The organism is Priestia sp. 53B2 (assembly GCF_056099005.1).
Map to the genome: position 1 here is coordinate 616,981 of NZ_JBLZXA010000008.1, position 19,024 is coordinate 636,004.

27 protein-coding genes are annotated in these 19,024 nt (G+C 38.7%); 5 read left to right on the forward strand and 22 right to left on the reverse strand.

The features are described 5' to 3' along the window. Positions 1 to 6: 6 nt before the first annotated feature. From spoVAE to ACN6NE_RS06595, 17 genes are all read right to left on the reverse strand, one after another. On the reverse strand, positions 7 to 357 hold the full coding sequence (gene spoVAE, locus ACN6NE_RS06515) for a stage V sporulation protein AE (protein ID WP_016765503.1): 351 nt from the start codon (positions 355 to 357) through the stop codon (positions 7 to 9). Positions 358 to 360: 3 nt separating this feature from the next. Continuing rightward, entirely contained in the window at positions 361 to 1,374 is a 1,014-nt protein-coding gene (gene spoVAD / locus ACN6NE_RS06520) for a stage V sporulation protein AD (protein ID WP_116073541.1), read from the reverse strand. A 13-nt stretch (positions 1,375 to 1,387) separates the two neighbouring features. Continuing rightward, positions 1,388 to 1,849, reverse strand: coding sequence for a stage V sporulation protein AC (spoVAC, locus tag ACN6NE_RS06525; protein ID WP_097824563.1), 462 nt, complete (start codon positions 1,847 to 1,849; stop codon positions 1,388 to 1,390). An 18-nt stretch (positions 1,850 to 1,867) separates the two neighbouring features. Then, positions 1,868 to 2,290, reverse strand: a complete 423-nt coding sequence (locus ACN6NE_RS06530; protein ID WP_014458301.1) for a stage V sporulation protein AB — start codon at positions 2,288 to 2,290, stop codon at positions 1,868 to 1,870. Then, positions 2,280 to 2,900 (reverse strand): stage V sporulation protein AA, encoded by a 621-nt coding sequence (locus ACN6NE_RS06535; protein WP_014458300.1) that lies wholly within the window; start codon positions 2,898 to 2,900, stop codon positions 2,280 to 2,282. Before ACN6NE_RS06535 ends, ACN6NE_RS06530 begins: the two co-directional genes overlap by 11 nt. A gap of 161 nt (positions 2,901 to 3,061) precedes the next feature. Continuing rightward, positions 3,062 to 3,823: an RNA polymerase sporulation sigma factor SigF gene (sigF, locus tag ACN6NE_RS06540; RefSeq protein WP_013059074.1), complete on the reverse strand. Its 762-nt coding sequence runs from the start codon at positions 3,821 to 3,823 to the stop codon at positions 3,062 to 3,064. Between the two features lie 12 nt (positions 3,824 to 3,835). Then, the gene (spoIIAB, locus tag ACN6NE_RS06545; protein WP_474324930.1) at positions 3,836 to 4,279 is read right to left on the reverse strand and encodes an anti-sigma F factor; all 444 of its coding nucleotides are present in this window, start codon (positions 4,277 to 4,279) and stop codon (positions 3,836 to 3,838) included. Further along, a complete protein-coding gene (gene spoIIAA, locus ACN6NE_RS06550) occupies positions 4,279 to 4,629 on the reverse strand; it encodes an anti-sigma F factor antagonist (protein ID WP_013084936.1) in 351 nt (116 codons plus the stop codon). The genes spoIIAB and spoIIAA overlap by 1 nt, the downstream gene beginning before the upstream one ends. Positions 4,630 to 4,731: 102 nt before the next feature. Further along, the gene (locus tag ACN6NE_RS06555) at positions 4,732 to 5,898 is read right to left on the reverse strand and encodes a D-alanyl-D-alanine carboxypeptidase family protein (protein WP_474324932.1); all 1,167 of its coding nucleotides are present in this window, start codon (positions 5,896 to 5,898) and stop codon (positions 4,732 to 4,734) included. Between the two features lie 116 nt (positions 5,899 to 6,014). Beyond that, positions 6,015 to 6,845, reverse strand: coding sequence for a purine-nucleoside phosphorylase (locus tag ACN6NE_RS06560; protein WP_129704665.1), 831 nt, complete (start codon positions 6,843 to 6,845; stop codon positions 6,015 to 6,017). Positions 6,846 to 6,861: 16 nt separating this feature from the next. Continuing rightward, positions 6,862 to 8,043 carry a phosphopentomutase gene (gene deoB, locus ACN6NE_RS06565; protein WP_013084939.1) on the reverse strand — a complete coding sequence of 394 codons (1,182 nt, stop codon included), beginning with the start codon at positions 8,041 to 8,043 and terminating at the stop codon, positions 6,862 to 6,864. A gap of 197 nt (positions 8,044 to 8,240) precedes the next feature. Next, positions 8,241 to 9,134 carry a site-specific tyrosine recombinase XerD gene (gene xerD, locus ACN6NE_RS06570; protein ID WP_474324934.1) on the reverse strand — a complete coding sequence of 298 codons (894 nt, stop codon included), beginning with the start codon at positions 9,132 to 9,134 and terminating at the stop codon, positions 8,241 to 8,243. Positions 9,135 to 9,140: 6 nt separating this feature from the next. Next, a complete protein-coding gene (locus ACN6NE_RS06575) occupies positions 9,141 to 9,368 on the reverse strand; it encodes a YqzK family protein (protein WP_013059081.1) in 228 nt (75 codons plus the stop codon). Between the two features lie 196 nt (positions 9,369 to 9,564). After that, complete coding sequence (gene fur, locus ACN6NE_RS06580; RefSeq protein WP_013059082.1) at positions 9,565 to 10,017, reverse strand: ferric iron uptake transcriptional regulator; 453 nt, start codon at positions 10,015 to 10,017, stop codon at positions 9,565 to 9,567. Between the two features lie 112 nt (positions 10,018 to 10,129). Continuing rightward, on the reverse strand, positions 10,130 to 10,774 hold the full coding sequence (spoIIM, locus tag ACN6NE_RS06585; protein WP_025750451.1) for a stage II sporulation protein M: 645 nt from the start codon (positions 10,772 to 10,774) through the stop codon (positions 10,130 to 10,132). Positions 10,775 to 10,892: 118 nt separating this feature from the next. Next, positions 10,893 to 11,063, reverse strand: a complete 171-nt coding sequence (locus tag ACN6NE_RS06590; protein WP_474324936.1) for a hypothetical protein — start codon at positions 11,061 to 11,063, stop codon at positions 10,893 to 10,895. A 246-nt stretch (positions 11,064 to 11,309) separates the two neighbouring features. Next, positions 11,310 to 11,861, reverse strand: coding sequence for an NUDIX hydrolase (locus ACN6NE_RS06595; RefSeq protein WP_013059084.1), 552 nt, complete (start codon positions 11,859 to 11,861; stop codon positions 11,310 to 11,312). A gap of 71 nt (positions 11,862 to 11,932) precedes the next feature. Here ACN6NE_RS06595 and mciZ point away from each other — a divergent pair, with 71 nt between their 5' ends. Then, complete coding sequence (gene mciZ, locus ACN6NE_RS06600) at positions 11,933 to 12,097, forward strand: Z-ring formation inhibitor MciZ (protein WP_013059085.1); 165 nt, start codon at positions 11,933 to 11,935, stop codon at positions 12,095 to 12,097. A gap of 93 nt (positions 12,098 to 12,190) precedes the next feature. Further along, positions 12,191 to 13,108: an aldo/keto reductase gene (locus ACN6NE_RS06605; protein ID WP_474324938.1), complete on the forward strand. Its 918-nt coding sequence runs from the start codon at positions 12,191 to 12,193 to the stop codon at positions 13,106 to 13,108. A 27-nt stretch (positions 13,109 to 13,135) separates the two neighbouring features. On the opposite strand, the gene ACN6NE_RS06610 is transcribed toward ACN6NE_RS06605, so the two are convergent. From ACN6NE_RS06610 to ACN6NE_RS06625, 4 genes are all read right to left on the reverse strand, one after another. Continuing rightward, positions 13,136 to 13,384: a YqkE family protein gene (locus ACN6NE_RS06610; RefSeq protein WP_016765509.1), complete on the reverse strand. Its 249-nt coding sequence runs from the start codon at positions 13,382 to 13,384 to the stop codon at positions 13,136 to 13,138. Between the two features lie 64 nt (positions 13,385 to 13,448). Beyond that, entirely contained in the window at positions 13,449 to 14,117 is a 669-nt protein-coding gene (locus ACN6NE_RS06615; RefSeq protein WP_016765510.1) for a 3-oxoacid CoA-transferase subunit B, read from the reverse strand. 20 nt (positions 14,118 to 14,137) lie between these two features. Then, positions 14,138 to 14,827, reverse strand: a complete 690-nt coding sequence (locus ACN6NE_RS06620; protein WP_474324940.1) for a CoA transferase subunit A — start codon at positions 14,825 to 14,827, stop codon at positions 14,138 to 14,140. Positions 14,828 to 15,062: 235 nt separating this feature from the next. Next, positions 15,063 to 16,250 carry an acetyl-CoA C-acetyltransferase gene (locus ACN6NE_RS06625; RefSeq protein WP_013059090.1) on the reverse strand — a complete coding sequence of 396 codons (1,188 nt, stop codon included), beginning with the start codon at positions 16,248 to 16,250 and terminating at the stop codon, positions 15,063 to 15,065. Positions 16,251 to 16,427: 177 nt separating this feature from the next. On the opposite strand from ACN6NE_RS06625, the gene ACN6NE_RS06630 reads away from it, so the two are divergent. Both ACN6NE_RS06630 and ACN6NE_RS06635 read left to right on the forward strand, forming a co-directional pair. Further along, positions 16,428 to 17,324, forward strand: coding sequence for a hydroxymethylglutaryl-CoA lyase (locus tag ACN6NE_RS06630; protein WP_474324942.1), 897 nt, complete (start codon positions 16,428 to 16,430; stop codon positions 17,322 to 17,324). 68 nt (positions 17,325 to 17,392) lie between these two features. Beyond that, positions 17,393 to 18,304 (forward strand): alpha/beta hydrolase, encoded by a 912-nt coding sequence (locus ACN6NE_RS06635; protein WP_129704677.1) that lies wholly within the window; start codon positions 17,393 to 17,395, stop codon positions 18,302 to 18,304. Here ACN6NE_RS06635 and ACN6NE_RS06640 read toward each other — a convergent pair. Next, positions 18,301 to 18,639 (reverse strand): iron-sulfur cluster biosynthesis family protein, encoded by a 339-nt coding sequence (locus ACN6NE_RS06640; protein ID WP_028410692.1) that lies wholly within the window; start codon positions 18,637 to 18,639, stop codon positions 18,301 to 18,303. The two genes, ACN6NE_RS06635 and ACN6NE_RS06640, sit on opposite strands and share 4 nt — an antisense overlap. Positions 18,640 to 18,769: 130 nt before the next feature. Here ACN6NE_RS06640 and ACN6NE_RS06645 point away from each other — a divergent pair, with 130 nt between their 5' ends. Continuing rightward, on the forward strand, positions 18,770 to 18,985 hold the full coding sequence (locus ACN6NE_RS06645) for a CDGSH iron-sulfur domain-containing protein (RefSeq protein WP_013059094.1): 216 nt from the start codon (positions 18,770 to 18,772) through the stop codon (positions 18,983 to 18,985). Positions 18,986 to 19,024 lie beyond the last annotated feature (39 nt).

The window sequence follows — 19,024 nt, forward strand, 5'->3', positions numbered from 1 at the left end:
AATCTTTTATCCTTTCGGTTTAAAGATTAACGCAATAATAAAAGCAAATAAAATAGCTGCTGAAATTCCAGCCGAGGTAAGTTCAAAAATCCCAATCCCAATCCCAATAAATCCATGGTCATCCGCTTGCTTCATCGCTCCGTGCAGCAATGAATGACCAAAGCTTGTAATTGGAACCGTCGCTCCGGCGCCAGCAAATTCAATTAACTTATCATAAAGACCAAATCCATCTAAAATTGCTCCTGCAACTACAAACGAACTCATAACGTGCGCTGGAGTAAGCTTAGCAAGATCAAGCAGCAGCTGCCCAATAACGCAAATGATTCCTCCTACAACAAAAGCTATTACATATTCCATTGATCATCCCTCCCCAATATGTTCTAAGACGACGCCATGAGCAATTGTTGGAATTGACTCTTTTTGCTGAATCATCGTTGGACTTAAAAGAGCTCCTGTTGCCACCATAAACACTTTCTTTAAGTTTCCGGATTTTAATTCATTTAAAATATGCCCATACGTGACAATAGCCGAGCAGCCGCAGCCGCTTCCTCCTGCAAATACATTTTGGTCAGGGCGATATACCATTAATCCGCAATCATTATGATTGGTTGATATATCGTAGCCTTCGTCCTTGAGCAGCTGTTTTAAGATTGGACTTCCTACACCAGATAAATCTCCTGTTAAAATAAGATCATACTCGCTTGGAGAGACGTTTAAGTCTTCCAAATGCCTTTGAATGGTATCTGCAGCAGCTGGTGCCATAGCGGAACCCATGTCGTTTGCGTTTTTAATACCATAATCCATCACCCGACCAATCGTTGCAGACGTCAGACGCACAATACCTTTTTCTTTCGAGACAAGCGCTGCCCCTGCTCCCGTAATGGTTGCCGTTGCTGTATCTGGTTTTTGTCCTCCGTACTCGGTAGGATTTCGAAATTGGCGCTCAGCCGTTGCGTTATGACTGCTCGCTGATGCAATAACACGATTAGCAAATCCCGCATCCACAAGAGCTGCTCCCGTTGCGAGCGTTTCCATTGATGTGGAGCAAGCGCCAAACATACATAGAAATGGAATTTGGTTATGCCGAGCTACAAAATTAGCCGTTACGTTTTGATTTAATAAATCTCCGGCCAAAAACAAATCAACGTCTTCATATGATAAATTTATTTTTTGCAAGCAGGAATCAATTGACTCCGTCATCAGTCTTCTTTCAGCTAACTCCCAGTTGTCTTCTTCACAGTGCAAATCTTTATGTGTAATATCAAATGTTTCTCCTAACGGTCCATCTGCTTCTTTTGGTCCTACTGCTGTTCCTGTAGCATTAATGTAAATAGGATTTTCATAAACCCACGTTTGCTTTCCAGTTTTTCTCATAATCCCCCTCTTTTCATAGCAAATAAGTTTTAAAAAGGTAGCGAATGATTCCTACAATGTAAGCGGAAACCGTTCCAAATACAATGACGTTTCCGGCCAGCTTGAACATGTTTGTCGCAACTCCGAGAACAATTCCTTCACTACGATGTTCAAGCGCTGCACTCGTCATGGAATTGGCAAAACCCGTAACAGGAACGGCTGAACCTGCACCTGCGAATTGACCAATACGATCGTATATCCCAAACCCCGTTAAGAGTGCGGATATTAAAATAAGTGTTGCGACGGTAGGATTACCTGCATTTTTTTCATTAAAGTCAAAAAATGCAATATAGAAATTTTGAATTACCTGTCCTAATGTACAAATGATTCCCCCTACCAAAAAGGCTTTTAGACAATTTGCCACATATGAAGGTTTAGGCTGAAATGGTTTAATGCTTTCTTGATAGTTATCTTTTAATTTTTGATTATTTGCCATATTACATACATCCTTTTCTTATTGATTAACAAAATAAATCCAATGAAATAATGATCCGCATACTTTGCCTAGTACAATGGCCATTAACAATAAAATAAGCTTGCCTTCCATTCCTATTCGTTTCGTTAACGTCGGCAATACATTAAGCACTTCTGTTAACGCTGCTGCCAGCATCCCGATAAAAATACCGCTCGTTAGACCTATGATCATAATAAGCACCGCAGGAAACTGCCACGTGTATTGATGAAGACTGCACCACCCGCCTGTAACAGCACCACCCACGACTCCCCATTCATATGCTTGAATGTATTTCATGGTTTTGGTCAGCTGCATCAAACGCGGAATGATGCCCAGCACCGTTAAAAATGCTACAAACCCAGCACCTGCAGCCAGTCCTCCCGCAAGTCCAATTACAATGGTCATCACAATGTTAATGATCATCAATTTTTTTCATACTTTCTTTATTCTCGTGCATAATGACGTATTGATCTAAGTCTTGCTGGTAATTAAACATTTCGACTTCGAGAGGACTAGGCTCTTCATTAATTCGTTTTCTAAAGACGTGGTTAAAAAACAGAATCATTCCCAGGCCTAAACCGATAGAGTAAGGCACTTGAATCAGCAAAGGCTGCTTATCTCTCAGGCCGGTCAGCATATAGAACAATTTTTGATGTACTTGTCTCATACTCACATCTTCGTGGAAGTTCATAATCGCTAAAGCAGCTCCGATGAAGAGAAGAAACCAAACAGCTAGAAAAAACAAAAAGGAATATTGTTTCTTTTTATACACGACTTCTACAATCGTTTGAGCAGGTCCAATCGTCTGAATGTCTAAATGCGGATACTGAGAGGCAACTTTTTCAATTACCTTCATTAAATCAACAATGATAATATTTCGATCACTCATACTTACTTGATATACAACTAGCTTTTCAATTTGCTTTTGAACGGAATCTCCTGCTATAACCATTGCTAATTGTCCAATATTTACAGCCTCATCAGGTTTTACTTGAATACGATGCCTCATTTTAAGATAAAGAACGTTTTCCATTCATATCACACCTTACGATTCATTATCTCCCTGTACGTGTAGTATGGATTTTCTTAAATTTTCTAATTCACGTTTCTGAACAGACCATTAATTACCAAATAAAAAAAGCAACCCGTTTCACTATTCTTCTTTGAATAGCAAAACAGATTGCTTCTTAAGTATTACGTATCATTCATATGCAGCTTCATTTGTTTTAAGATTTTCTTCTCAAGCCTCGATACCTGAACCTGAGAAATCCCCAGCCTTGCGGCCACTTCGGACTGAGTTTGATCTTTGTAATACCTTAAATAGACAATGAGCTTTTCACGCTCATCAAGTTCTTCAATTGCTTCTTTTAAGGCAATTTTATCAAACCACTTCGCTTCCGTATGATCAGCAATTTGGTCAAGAAGGGTAATTGGATCTCCATCATTTTCATAGACGGTCTCGTGAATAGACGAAGGAGCACGATTAGCTTCTTGAGCTAGCACTACTTCTTCAGGAGTGAGATCCAAATGTTCTGCAACCTCAGCGACTGTAGGGACACGTCCAAGTAATTTGGAAAGCTCGTCTTTTGCTTTACGTATTTTATTGCTCATTTCTTTCAGAGAACGGCTAACCTTTACCGTGCCATCATCACGAATAAATCGCTGAATTTCACCAATAATCATTGGAACAGCATATGTTGAAAATTTAACATCATACGATAAGTCAAATTTATCAACGGACTTTAATAGCCCTATACATCCAATTTGAAATAAATCATCGGGCTCATAACCACGGTTAATAAAACGTTGAACAACCGACCAAACGAGCCGCATATTTTTTTGGACGATTGTATCTCGTGCAATTTGATCACCTTGCTGACTGCGCTTGATGAGGTCTTTAACTTCATGATCCTTTAAATACGGTTCGTTTTTATTTTTTTTGACCTCCACATCCATTGGCAAGTCTCCTTAATTACATAGCGCTTTACTATTTGTTAAGTGCTTTTTTAAATATAAGGTCGTACCTTCTAATACAGTAGACTCCACTCGAATTTCGTCCATAAAGTTTTCCATTATGGTGAAACCCATTCCAGAACGTTCTAGATCTGGTTTCGTTGTGTATAAAGGCTGCTTGGCTTCATCCACGTTATCGATACCAATTCCTTCATCACGAATCATCAGCTCGACTAAACCGTCTTCATGAAGCGTCACAGAAATGTATACCACACCATCCGGATTGCTTTCATAGCCGTGAATAATAGCATTTGTTACTGCTTCAGATACGACTGTTTTAATTTCTGTTAACTCATCCATTGTTGGATCTAACTGCGTAATAAATGATGCTACTGTGACGCGAGCAAACGATTCATTTTGACTAAGCGCGGAAAATTGGAGGTTCATTTGATTTTTCATTATGCCACCCCCAATTTTTGAAGCGCGTTTTCTTCATTAGGTTCAAAACGAATAATTTTAAATAAGCCTGACATATTAAACAAACGTTCTACGGCAGGAGAAATAGCGCATACAACCATTTCCCCGCCGTTATTATGAACCTGTTTGTATCTCCCTAAAATAACCCCTAAGCCAGAGCTGTCCATAAAGGTTAAATGCTGTAGATTTAAAATCAAATGGCTGATAGATTCCTTCTCTATCGCTTCGGTGATTTTGCTTCTTAGCTCTTCTGCCGTATGATGATCTAATTCTCCTGTTAATCGAACCAACAAGACATCTTGTTTGAATTCCAATTCAATCGAAAGACTCACTATACAAACCTCCTCGGAAATCTTATAGTCAGTCTTTCGCTGCCGACAGAATAGAATCCTTCTCACCGACAAAACTAGTTCTATTTCGTCACATTTAGCTGTTTAAGATGTTTGAGAGAAAATAGAGAATGTACGTTTGAATATCTTCCACCAAGAAGCAGCATCGATATCCTCTTTTGCAAGAAGTGGTGAAGAACTAACTACTTTGTTATCCTTCTTAATGGTCAACGTTCCAATTTTGTCACCTTTTTGAATAGGCGCATTTAGCTTCTCGTTCATTTTCACTTCTGTTTTAACGGCTTTGGCTGCATTTCCTTTTTTCAATAAAACAGAAATAGGCTCGGACGTAACAGCTGTTACCTGATCTTCGCTACCCTTGTTTACATCTATCTTGGTAATAACGTCTCCTTTTTTGTATAAAGGCTTCGTTGTATATTGACTGAATGCGTAGTCTAACATTTTGGTTACTTGATTATTGCGATCTTTTGGCGTGCTTGCACCGAATACAACCGCTAACACACGCATATTTCCCTTTTTAGCGGTAGCTGTTAGGCAATACTTGGCTTGACCTGTAAATCCCGTTTTGAGTCCATCAACGCCGGGATAAAACTTCACTAAGCGATTTGTATTTACTAACCAAAACTTCTTATCCGTATCCGTGCGCAAATAAGCTTCGTATTTACTTGTATAGTTAATAATTTTTTCATACTTTAGCAGCTCTCTGCCCATCATGGCCATATCATGAGCTGTACTATAGTGATTTTCTACGGGCAGGCCTGTCGGATTTTGAAATTTTGTATGAGTCAAACCAAGCTCTCTCGCTTTTTGGTTCATCTTTGCTACAAATTTTTCTTCTGATCCAGCTAAATATTCAGCCATTGCCATAGAAGCATCGTTACCAGAACCTATCGCAATCCCTTTTAGCAAATCATTTACCGTCATTTCTTCTCCGGGCTCTAAAAAGATTTGTGAGCCTCCCATTGAAGCAGCATATTCACTTGCTCGCACTTTATCTTTTAAGGTAATTTTCCCTTTATCCAAAGCCTCCATAATTAAAATCATTGTCATAATTTTAGTCATACTGGCAGGGGGAAGTTCTTGATTACTATTTTTTTCGTATAGAATTTTTCCTGTATCCCGTTCAATTAAAATAGCTGACCTAGCACTGTCAGCAAGCTCAGAATTCTTTTTTTCTGCGGCTAAAACAGGTTGCGTCATAAGTGGAAATAAAAATATGACAACGAGTAACTTTACAATAGTTCGCTTCATCTCCACAAACCTCCATTCTTTATACAACCTATTTTTTCCAAGGTATAATCGATTTATACTAAGGGAAATAAAAAAAGCATCGAGAAATTCTCGATGCTTGAAGTCATATTTTCTTCTTATTTTTGATAATCTGGAAGCTGCTTTACTACTTCTTTTACAAGCGATAAAAACTGCTGTTTTACTTTTTCAGTCGTTTCAATTACTTCTTCATGATTTAACGGCTGATCTAAAATACCAGCTGCCATATTAGAAATACAAGAAATACCTAGTACTTTCATACCTGCATGGCGTGCCACAATAACTTCTGGCACTGTAGACATACCGACCGCGTCTCCCCCGATAATGCGAAGCATGCGCACTTCAGCAGGCGTTTCATATGTTGGACCTGTATTTCCGACATATACACCTTCTTGTAAGGCGATATTTAAATCAGCTCCTACTTTCTTCGCTAATTGACGAAGATCCTTGCAGTAAGCAGTTGACATATCCGGGAACCTTACTCCAAAATCAGAGTCATTAGGTCCAATCAAAGGGTTGGTTCCAAAGTTATTAATATGATCAGAAATAATCATTAAGTCTCCTGGATTAAAGGATTCGTTTACTCCCCCCGCTGCATTCGTTACAATCAACGTTTCTACACCGATTTCTTTCATTACGCGCACTGGAAATGTTACTTTATCAAGGGCGTACCCTTCATAAAAGTGAAAACGTCCTTGCATAGCTACAACCGGTACGTCATGAATAGTACCTATTACTAATTGACCTGCGTGACCTTCAACTGTTGAAACCGGGAACTCAGGAATGTCGTTATACGGAATTTTTACCGCGCCTTCAATTTCGTCAGCTAATACCCCTAGTCCAGAACCTAAAATAAGCCCAATTGTTGGTGTAACAGCTGATTGATTTTTAATATATGCTGCTGCTTTTTCGATATATTCTTTTTTCATACTCCATTCCCCCTGCTTAATTCAACTCTTTTAAAAAACTTTTTCCATGCTTAGGCATTGCTACGCCAAAATTTTCTGCTACCGTTGCGCCAATATCCGCAAACGTTTGACGAATAGAAAGTTCTTTTCCTTCTTGCATGCCTTTATTGTACACAAGAAGCGGCACGTATTCACGCGTATGGTCTGTCCCATGATGAACAGGGTCATTTCCATGATCAGCTGTAATAATCAATAAATCATCTTCTTTTAATAAATCAAATACTTCTTCTAAGCGTGCATCATATTCTTCAAGCGCTTGCCCATATCCTTGTGGATCGCGGCGATGACCATAGAGAGCATCAAAATCAACTAAATTTAAGAAGCTTAAGCCTGTGAAGTCCATGTTTAATGTATCAACTAGCTTATCCATGCCGTCCATGTTCGATTTGGTACGAAGAGATTTTGTTACCCCTTCTCCGTCGTAAATATCAGAAATTTTACCGATAGCAATAACATCAATGTCATTGTCTTTTAATTCATTCATTACTGTACGTCCAAAAGGCTTCAATGCATAGTCATGACGATTGGATGTACGTGTGAAATTGCCTGGTTCACCTAAAAACGGGCGAGCGATAACACGTCCAATCATATATGGATCATCAAGCGTTAATTCACGAGCAATCTCACAAATTTTGTACAATTCATCAATTGGAACAATTTCTTCATGAGCAGCAATTTGCAAAACAGAATCCGCTGATGTATAGACGATTAAGTCACCTGTTTCCATATGCTGTTTTCCTAGCTCATCCAAAATTTCTGTACCAGACGCTGGTTTGTTCCCAATGATTTTCCGACCTGTTTTTTCTTCTAATTGTGAAATCAGCTCTTCTGGAAATCCGTCTGGAAACACATTAAAAGGCGTATCAATATTAAGACCCATAATTTCCCAGTGCCCTGTCATTGTATCTTTCCCTGCAGAAGCTTCCTGCATTTTTGTATAGTAAGCCAACGGTTTTTCGGCTTTATCGATTCCTTTAATTTCACGGATATTGCTTAGGCCAAGCTTAGCCATATTAGGCATACGAAGACCGTTGCAGTGCTCTGCAATATGACCAAACGTATCAGCACCTTTATCATTGTATTTTTCAGCATCCGGTGATTCACCGATACCCACTGAATCCATGACAATTAAAAATACGCGTTTATATGTATGCGCCATTTTATTCCCTCCAAATATCAATTTATTTATTCTCTATAAAATTCCCTTTTGGAAATAATTTAACCATCTTCTCTTATTGGTCAGAAGTCTGACCTCTCTATTAGTATAGACGCTTTTTATTTTTTTGTACACATGAATGAAAGTGTTTTCAATCAAAAAAACCAATGTCTATGAACTCATTGGACATTGGAATCTTCCTACGCTCGCGGATGAAACTGATTGTATACATCTTTTAAACGTGCTTTTGTAACATGTGTATAAATTTGAGTGGTCGAAATATCCGCATGCCCGAGCATTTCTTGAACGGCTCTCAAGTCCGCACCGTTCTCTAACAAATGAGTAGCAAACGAATGCCGTAACGTATGAGGAGTTAATTCTTTTTCAATTTTTGCTTCAGAAGCTAACTTTTTTAATATTTTCCAAAACCCCTGCCTTGTTAAACGCCTTCCGTGATGATTAACAAAGAGTGCTTTGTCCTGTTCCTTTTGCTTTGTTAAAACACTCCGGCTATGCTGTAAATACTCTTCGATAGCCTCCGTTGCCAACCTTCCTATGGGGACAATTCTTTCTTTATTCCCTTTTCCGATACAACGAATAAATCCCATCGTCAAATGTGCATCATCAATATTTAAGTTAACGAGTTCAGACACACGAATTCCAGTAGCATAAAGCAACTCAAGCATCGCTCTGTCTCGTATGCCAAAAGGCATCGAAGTATCAAACACATTTAACAGCGCCTCTACTTCTTCTGCATTTAGCACTTTTGGCAGCTTGCGCTCAAGCTGCGGAGTATCAATATGAACGGATGGATCTGTATCCGCTGCTTTTTCTCTTAGTAAGAATTGATGAAAAGATCTAGTTGAAGCCACATGTCTCGCAATCGTTTTAGATGACTTTTGCTGATCACTTAAATATTTCAAAAAATTAACGATGTGGAGTCTTGTTACTTCATTAAATGATTTCAGCTGCTCTACATGCTCTAAATATTGAGCATACTTTTTTAAGTCTCGTTCATATGAATCAATCGTATTTTTTGCCAGTCCCCGCTCTACTACTAAATAATGAATAAAATCTTGAATTTGATCATTCAATAGCCTCTACTCCCCGTTTTGATAAAACATAAATAAACGCTCTAGCCACGTCTGATCTTTGTTCACACTTGCTTGCATGACCTTAACTGCTGAACCCGACGGCTCATCATAACGTTTATAATTTTGATACTCTTGAGATACCCATATCATTCCAAAATAAAACAAAAGAGTAAACCCGGTAAATAAGATAAATACTTTACATGTATTATATACCATTTCAGCCCATGATTTCACGAAACAATTCCTCCAATTTTTGATTCTATTAGAAGATATGCCAATTGGGACAGGTTTTATACATGTTTCTTGCCTTTACACGCTGAGTTCTCTCCTGGTCATTTCCTTTCTTTCTATAAAACCATGTAGCTTGTAACCTCGTTATTTTTTTCTATTTATGTACAACAAAAAACCTTCTCCATTAGGGAAAAGGCTTTTACTGCTTGTCTTCTTTATCCTGACAGCGATGGCAAATGCCATGAAATGTCAAGCGGTGATCTTTAATTTTAAAATTCCATTGCTTTTCCACAATTTCTTCAACGTCTTCAAGCAAATCTTCTTGAATTTCGTCCACAGATCCACATTCCATACACACAAGGTGATGATGAAAGTGTGCGGCTCCTTCTTGTCTTAAATCGTAGCGAGAAACGCCATCGCCAAAGTTTATTTTATCAACAATTTTAAGTTCAGTTAACAATTCTAACGTACGATAAACAGTTGCCAATCCAATTTCCGGAGACTTTTCCTTGACGAGGAGATATACATCTTCGGCACTTAAATGATCCTCTTCATGTTCAAGAAGTACTCTTACAGTCGCCTCACGTTGAGGTGTCAATTTATAGCTAGCTGAGTGCAACTGCTGCTTAATTCGCTCAATTCGACTTTCCATAATTATTCCCTCCCTCGCCATTCACTAATCCATTATATCAGATGTGTCGAGGGTGTCAAAATAAAGTTATTATTAATAAGAAAAAAGAATTCTTTTTACTTAATACTTATTCTTACTTATTTAATAGAGCCATTACACTTTTCATTAAAGTAGGTGATACGTAGGCTTCAACTGTAGCCGCACAGGCAACCAAACATATCATTGCAATCATCGTGCCGCTATAGCGTAAAAAGGATGCGGAAATTGGCTCCGCTGCTTTTTTAAAGAATTGCTGCCGCACAAGCTTCAAAGAAAAGGCAACTGAAGCTGCAGACAAGATCAGAAATGCCGGTATGAGAAAGATATTTTGCGGCATAACAGATACAAAAGATAGCGCAAACCCAGAGAGTCCCATTTGATTGACTAAAAAGCCTACGGTAAAACCAATCACCATTCCTTTTAAAAACAGCAGAATTAACACTACAGGCAAACCAATAATGGCGATTCCTAATATCCAAATGAGCCCTAAGTATTTAACATTATGAAAAAAACTTTGCTGAAACATTTCAACGCTGCTTGCTACTTCTCCACTCTTTACCTGTCCGAAAAACCGGTTTAAATAGAAGTACAGGTCTTCTTTTTGATCAAGCGTCAAACTATTTACAACAATAGCCCCAAAAATGATTCCCATTAAAAACAGCACGGTCACAAACAAATAAATAGAACTGTTTTCTTGAAAATGTCTTGCATATGATAATGGCAATTGTTTTTTTCTCATTGTCTTCCTCCTATTAATCGCTTAATAGAGTGTATGATAGAGTACAAAAACTATGCCAAGAATCTTTTGAATCTATCAAATAAAAAAAGAGAATGAGACATAATGAAATCAATCCAATCTAAATAAGAACAAATGAGATAGTATGGATGGCTTGTGACACCACTATTGATTTCCATGCAAGGCTTCGCTTTCCGCGGGCGGCCGGTGAGCCTCCTCGTCGCGTACGCTCCTGCAGGGTCTCACCTATTCCGCTTTTCCCGCAGGAGTCTTCGCCTTGCTCTCCAATCAACCGCTAGAATTAACTATATAAATGAAATCTACAATCACCATAACTTTAAAAAAATCCGAACGAATTTGATTCTCCATCAAGAATCTCTATTCATCGTTCGGATTTTCCTTCAACTAAAATATGGTTGTCACACATTTTTTTAAATTAGAGATACACGCATGCCTGTTTTTTCTCATATCAAATGACGTTTCAATGTAAACCTCTAAATTGCTAGATTGCCGTTCGTATGTAAAAGAAAAAAATCTCTTACTCTCCTAATCCGCTTTTTAACTGTAAGTACTGCACAGCATAGGCTGTTTTTGCATCATAAATTTCCTTGTTTTGAATAAGAGTAAGGGCCTCATCTACCGTAACTTCCATTACTTCAACAAATTCATCTTCGTCTAATTCCGCTTTGGTGGTCATCACTTTTAAATCTTCCGCTAAATAAAGGTGCACCAACTCATCCGCAAAACCTGGTGATGTATAAAAAGAAATAATATGGCTAAGCGAATCTGTCGTATAGCCTGTTTCTTCTTCTAACTCACGTTTTGCCGTCACAATCGGCTCTTCTCCTTTTTCTAGCTTGCCGGCTGGAATTTCGACTAAAATACGATCCATCGGCCTGCGATACTGTTTGACCATAACCATTTTATGATCGCTTGTTAATGCAATGACAGCTACGGCTCCAGGGTGCTTAACTACTTCTCTTGTACTCGTTTTTCCGTTTGGAAGCTCTACTTCTTCTAAGTACAAATCAATCACTCTGCCTCCAAACAGCTTTTCAGAAGACAGCATTTTTTCTGTTAAATGATCCATTTTCTACACCTCGTTCTATTTTTTTGACTCTTACATATATTCTATCATACGAATCTTGGGAGGTAGAAAAAATGAAAGTTTATGTTCACGAGAAGCAAATCATTTTGGTCGGTAAAGCATGGGAAATCAAGCAAAAGTTAAAAGAATACGGTGAACAATTTCAGTATGTTGATGAGTGGACGAACGCTATCTCTCAAAATTTCAATTCTTACAAACAAGCAGACTGCAGACACTAATTGTGCTGCAGTTTTCTAATCTTCTTATTTGAGTTTCCCTCTATCATAGCGCTACAATAGATAGAAACAAGTAAAAAATAAGGAGTGACATATATGGAAAAAAGACGCTTAGGTACTTCAGGCTTGCTTGTCAGTACATTAGGTTTAGGGTGCATGTCTCTTGGAACGGAACAAAAACACGCTGTCAATATGATTGATGAAGCTCTCGAATATGGCATTAATTATTTCGATACAGCAGATTTATATGATTTTGGCTTAAACGAGGAGTTTGTGGGACAAGCCCTAAAAAAACGCAGAAATGATATTATTTTAGCCACAAAAGTGGGGAATCGCTGGAATGATGCAAAAGACAGCTGGAAGTGGGATCCGTCTAAAGCTTACATAAAAGACGAAGTAAAAGAAAGCCTGCGCCGTCTTCAAACAGATTACATCGATTTATATCAACTGCATGGAGGAACCGTTGAAGACAATATTGAGGAAACGATTGAAGCATTTGAAGAATTAAAACAAGAAGGCGTCATTCGCTACTATGGTATTTCATCTATCCGCCCAAATGTGATTCGAGAGTATGTGCAAAATTCTTCTATTGTCAGCGTCATGATGCAATACAGCTTGTTAGACAGACGTCCTGAAGAAAGTGCACTTCCTCTTTTACATGACAACGGCATTAGCGTTGTAGCGAGAGGTCCAGTAGCCAAAGGGCTGCTAACCGACAAAGGAGAGCAAAAGCTTGCTGCATTCGAGGGCAAGGATTACTTAGATTATAGCGGTACGGAATTAGCAAAAACGATAGAAGAATTTCGTCACGTACGACCAACTCACTCTCTAAACTCAACGGCACTTCAATACTGTTTAGCTAATCCTACGGTAGCCTCGGTTGTAGCAGGAGCAAGCTCTTCTTCACAGCTTCGTGAAAACGTCAAAGCTGTCGAGGCCTCCCCGCTTCAGCCTACTGAAATTAGCAAGCTGCAATCGATCTTTAAAGCAAATCAATACGAAGCTCACCGTTAAAAAATAAAAGCGCCTTTATCGGCGCTTTTATTTTTTAAATTCAGACCAGTTCAAATCACTTTCATTTAACAGTTCTTCAAACGACTTATTTTTTTCTTTTTCTTTTCGAATTCGAGCAGCTTCTTTACGCTCTGTTTCTTTCTGCTCTTCTTCTTTTAAAGAAAGCGCCTGTTTTTTAGCTTGAAGCTGTTTTAATAAGCTATCATTTAGCTGATCTTTGATACTGAGCTGATCATTTTGTTTTTGTGCTGATTGTTTTTGCTTTTTTTTAGCCATCACAATTCCCCCGCTACTTTAATTGAGAGATATTGTATCATATTCTTGCTTTTGTTACCAAAAATCAAAATGCATCTAGTTTTACATGTTCATCAATGATTAAAGTTGGCTCTGTAGATTGTTGAATATCTTCTACCGTATAGCCTTTCGCTACTTCAACAAGCTTTAGACCTTCTGCCGTAATATCAATGACCGCTCGATCTGTAATAATACGATCCACTACCTCTTTTCCTGTCAGAGGGAGGCTGCACTCATTTAAGATTTTAGGCTCATCTTTTCTCGTCACGTGTTCCATAATAACAATGATGCGCTGTGCTCCGTGAACTAAATCCATTGCACCGCCCATTCCTTTAATCATTTTTCCAGGAATCATCCAGTTTGCCAAGTCACCAGTTTTTGAGACTTCCATTCCTCCTAAAATCGCAATGTTAATATGTCCTCCGCGAATCATTCCAAACGATTCAGCACTATCGAAGTAAGAGGCGCCTTTTGTTGCGGTTACAGTTTCTTTACCTGCATTAATCAAATCAGGATCTACTTCTCCTTCTTTTGGATATGGTCCAATGCCTAACAGACCGTTTTCGGACTGAAGCACCACCGTTTTATTATCTGAGATATGATTAGCCACAAGCGTTGGAATACCAATTCCAAGGTTTACATAAAATCCGTCCAAAATTTCTTTTTCAGCACGTTTTGCAATTCGCTCTCTCACGTTCACGCCGTTTTCAATCATGAAAAATCTCTCCCCTTTTGTTATTTTTGAACGGTTAAACGCTCAATACGTTTTTCTTGTTCACCAATAATTAACGATTGAACATATACACTAGGTGTGTGGATAATATTTGGATCAAGTGAGCCTGTTGGATGAAGTTCCTCCACTTCTGCTATCGTCACTTTTCCTGCTGCTGCAATCATTGGGCTAAAATTGCGCGCTGTCTTGTTATACACTAAGTTCCCCATATGATCGGCTTTCCAAGCTCTAACCAAACTAAAATCAGCTTTTAACGCCTCTTCTAGTAAATATTCTTTTCCATCAAACACGCGAACTTCTTTTCCTTCAGCAATGGGTGTTCCCACTCCCGCTGGTGTATAAAATGCAGGTATGCCCGCTCCGCCGGCGCGAATCTTTTCAGCTAGCGTGCCTTGAGGTAGCAGTTCTACTTCAATTTCTCCTGACAATACTTGTCTTTCAAACTCTTTATTTTCTCCCACGTAAGAACCAATCATCTTTTTAATTTGTTTGTTTTTCAGAAGCAGTCCAAGTCCCCAGTCGTCTACGCCGCAGTTATTTGAAATTACGGTTAAATCTTTTATCCCTGTTTCAACTAACGCTAAAATCAAATTCTCCGGAATTCCACATAAACCAAAACCACCGACCATAATCGTAGCACCGTCGTGAATATCTTTCACCGCTTCTTTAAACGACGTATGTACTTGTTTCATACATAACCACCCCTTCGTTATTTTTGAAAACGCTTTCTAATCTATTATAAAAGATTTTTATTTCTTTTTAAATATATATATAACTGAAAATTATAATTTAATCATTTTTTTGTCAAAAAAGTTATATTACTAGACAAATTAAAGGAAAAACAAAAACGCCACGAGTTCCAAAGCTGTATGTTTGGAATCTGTGGCGTTGTGATATAGCTTTAATGTTTGTTAAAACTATGTCAAATTAAGGACGTTCAACGATTGTTGCAACGCCTTGGCCTCCGCCAATACATAACGTTGCTAACCCAAGTTTTGCGTCGCGTTTTTGCATTTCATGAATAAGTGAAACTAGGACACGTGTACCACTTGCACCAATAGGATGTCCAAGCGCAATTGCTCCACCGTTCACATTTAAAATATCATGATTAAATTGAAGTTCACGATCCACAGCGATTGACTGTGCAGCGAATGCTTCGTTTGCTTCTACTAATTGAACATCTTCTAATGAAACAGCAGCTTTTTCCAGCGCCTTTTTCACTGCGCTTACAGGACCGATTCCCATAATACTCGGGTCTACTCCGGCAGTTGCATTAGCTTTAATTGACACTAATGGTGTTAGGCCTAACTCGTCTGCTTTTTTACGGCTCATTACCACTACTGCCGCTGCACCGTCATTGATACCAGATGCATTACCAGCTGTTACAGAACCGTCTTTTTTGAAGGCTGGACGTAGTTTCCCTAGACTTTCAGCCGTTGTGCCTGCGCGCGGGAACTCATCTTGTTCAAAAATAGTTACTTGACCTTTTCTTCCAGGCACTTCTACCGGCACAATTTCATCTTTGAAACGACCAGATTGAATAGCTGCTTCTGCTTTTTGCTGACTTGAAGCTGCAAACGCATCTTGTTCGTCACGAGTAATTTCATATTTATCACACAGATTTTCAGCTGTAACGCCCATATGGTAGTCGTTAAATGCACACCATAATCCATCTTGAATCATGCTGTCAACTACTTTTTGGTCGCCCATTTTAAACCCGTTGCGTGCATTTTTTAATAAGTATGGTGCTTGGCTCATGTTTTCCATTCCACCAGCAACAATCACATCAGCATCCCCAGCAAGAATCGCTTGTGTAGCGAGATGTACTGCTTTTAGTCCTGATCCGCATACTTTATTGATGGTTAATGCTGAAACAGTTTCAGGTAAACCTGCTGCTAAAGTTGCTTGTCGTGCTGGATTTTGTCCTAAACCTGCTTGTAGGACATTTCCCATGATAACTTCATCTACTTCGTTTGCTGATACCCCTACTTTGTTTAAAGCTTCTTTAATTACAGTACCACCTAAAGTTGTTGCGGATACATTTTGTAAGCTTCCCCCAAAGCTGCCGATTGCTGTACGTACAGCGCTTACAATGACTACTTCTGTTTGACCCATGTCGAAAACCTCTCCTTACTGTTTGATTACTGTGATTAACTGTCACCTGTATTAATTTCGACATCGCTTGCGAAATTCCTCTTTTTTTGTAAAAATTTATAATTTTTATTGAATTTTAATTTTTTAGAATTAAAATAAATATTAGTAAGCGTTTACAATATAGGAGGAGAGCGGTTTATGGGGTTTCCTGAAAAAGTAACAATTATAGAAGTTAGTCCACGAGATGGACTTCAAAATGAAAAAAATTTTGTTCCAACTGAAAAAAAAATTAATTTTATCAAAAAATTAAAAGAAGCTGGACTATCCGAAATCGAAATTACATCCTTTGTTTCTCCAAAATGGGTTCCTCAAATGAAAGATGCTTCTACTGTTGCAGATACATTTCAGCCTGATACATGCCGAAACATTGTACTTGTGCCGAATCAAAAAGGCTTGGAAAAAGCACTGCAAGCTAATTGCCGCTCCGTTGCGCTGTTTATTGGCGTAAGCGATACCTTTAATCAAAAAAATATTAACAAAAACACCAAAGAAGCTGTACAAACGCTGCTTCCTCTCATTCAGCAGCTCAAGCAGCAAGAATGTTTTATTCGAACTTGCATTTCCACCGCCTTTTATTGCCCGTATGAAGGAAAAATACATGAACGCGACGTGCTGACTCTTTGCGAAAGCTTTGTGGAAGCTGGAGTGAATGAGCTAAGCGTTGCGGATACAATTGGCATGGCAAACCCTAAAGATGTATTTTCACTTTTCTCGAAATTAAAACAAAACTTTCCACACACGCTACTTGCTGCGCACTTTCACGATACGAGAGGATTAGCCATTGCAAATATCTATGCAGCTCTGCAAGCCGGTATTAACAGGTTCGATTCATCCGCTGGCGGGTTAGGTGGATGTCCATTCGCTAAGGGAGCAACGGGAAACGTAGCTACGGAAGATCTCGTCTTTATGCTTCATGAAATGGGTATTTCCACTTCTATTAATGAAGAAAAGCTGCTCGAAGCGGTCGCCTTTATCGCTCCTCACATTTCAAGACCGATTGAAAGCAAGCAATACTCTTTGTTTGCACAGCGTTAAAAATTAGGTTTTTATGAGAGCGATGCTATAATAAATAATAGCTATATTAACAAAAGGAGCCGCTAATCATGAAAAAATGGCTATTATTAATAGGAAGTGTTTTCGGAGCATTTGCCGCTCTTGGCATCTTTTTTACAAATCAAATGATGTACATCCGTAAAAAGACCGACAAAGTTATTATTGACCGCGATACGGAAGATGGCTTTTATGATGAGAAAGTCTATAGCACTCTTCCTAAAGAAGCATTTGTGCTTCCTTCTTCTCTAGGCTATAACATAGCTGGGACCGTTATTAAACAACACGATAACAACCGATTTATGATTCTTTCGCACGGAGTTACAGTTCATTCACTGAACTCTATGAAATATGCTCGGCTTTTTCTAAAGCTTGGATGGAACGTGGTTCTTTATGATCATCGCCGCCACGGCAAATCTGAAGGGAAAACAACGAGCTACGGCTATTATGAAAAACTGGACCTTCAATCCGTTGTTCACTGGGTAAAAGAACAATTCGGTTCAACTATTTCCCTTGGGATTCACGGGGAGTCTATGGGAGCTGCGACCACTCTTTTGTATGCTGGAATGGAAGACGGAGCTGATTTTTATATTGTCGACTGCCCTTTTTCTGACTTGGAAGAACTTCTTGCCTATCGCTTAAAACAAGATTTCCACCTGCCCAAACAGCTTGTGATGCCAGCAGCTAATATTATTTTAAAATGGCGAGAAGGCTACTCATTTAAAGACGTATCACCCATTTCAGTCGTAGATCAAATCAAACATCCTGTTCTGTTTATCCATAGTAAAGAAGATGACTATATTCTTCCTAAAATGACGGAGCAGCTCCATGCCAAAAAAATGGGAGCAAAACGGATGTATTTAGCACCTGTAGGCACTCACGCCCGCTCGTACGCTGATAACCCAGAGGAATATGAACAAGTTATTGAATCATTTTTAGAAAAAACACAAAAAGAAGCGCTTTAAAGCGCTTCTTTTGTTTTATCAATAAATGACATGCGCGGATTTAAAATTTGAGAAGGACATTTTAGCATAAACGCATATGCACTTTCATTGTAGTCAATCGTCATATTATCATCTAAAAATACTTGCTTTGTTTTTTCGACAAGAACAGGAACAAAATTCGTCTCAATCGTTACATCATCGCTCTCTTTTTCATCAACAATCCATAGTGTCGTTACGCCGCTCACAACACAGCCGCATCCATCCGTATCGTATTTTAATTTTAAATATAGTGAAGAATCTTTCCCGTACTTTTCTTGTACTTTTGCTATCGCTTTATCAGTAAAGGTAATATTCATTTTCCTTTAACTCCTTTTAAACTAATTGTATAAACAAACGAAAATTGCTTATATAATGAGTATAATACACATCTCGCTTTCATTAAACTCTGGCGCTTCATATAGATGTGTACAAAAAGGAGGTTTTTTTATGTCAAAAGTACAAATTAAAGTAATGGATAACGGCTCTTTCCGTGTCACTGGAGACGTTGAATTAATTGATGCAGACGGCAACAAATTTGAAACAAAGCCGACATTTTCACTATGCCGATGTGGCCAGTCGCAAAAGATGCCCTTTTGCGACGGAAACCATAAAGGAAAATTCGACTCTTGTGTGCGCGCTGCAAAAATTTTAGACGAGCAGTAGATTCATAGAAATACAGCCTTACTGAACGAAACCGTTAAC